General features: G+C 78.4%; 1 protein-coding gene. It reads right to left on the bottom strand.

Features of this window, described 5'->3' with window-relative positions; genetic code table 11:
- Positions 1-485, bottom strand: a 485-nt coding sequence (locus JS521_RS36055) for a penicillin acylase family protein (protein ID WP_205087042.1), incomplete at both ends; no start/stop codon positions are given.

Raw genomic sequence — 485 nt, 5'->3', positions numbered from 1 at the left:
GTCGCGGAGGCTGCGGGCTCGGTGGGGGCGGTCATGGCGGGGTTCTCCTCGGTGCGGTGGTGCGACATGCGGTGAGGCTTCGTGCGGTGGGGCTTCGTGCGGTGCAGCAGGCTCCAGTCCGTGACGACCGGGGCGAGCGCGCCCCGTACCCACAGGGGTGTCTGGTCGCGGTGGTGGGCGGAGCCGGGGACTCCGGACGCGCCGAACGGGACCGCCCACCGGCTGTCCTCGCGGCGGGCCAGGTCCCAGACGTAGCGGGCGGCCGGGCCCCGGGCGAACAGGTCGGTGACGCCGGGGACGCTGGAGGTGGACAGCACGCAGTCGTGGTCGCCCGCGACCCCCGGCCGGATCGCCTGCGCGTCGGAGCCGCCGGGGGCGAGGTCCGGCAGGGCCTGCCAGGGGGAGAGCCGGTGCAGCTCGCCCCACGGGGCGGGCGGGGTCTCATCGGCCGCCGCCGCGCCGGCCTCGGCGCGCCCGTCGGGGAG

Source organism: Streptomyces durocortorensis, from assembly GCF_016901035.1.
Lineage (GTDB): Bacteria > Actinomycetota > Actinomycetes > Streptomycetales > Streptomycetaceae > Streptomyces > Streptomyces durocortorensis.
This window is presented reverse-complemented; position numbering and strand designations above follow the sequence as displayed.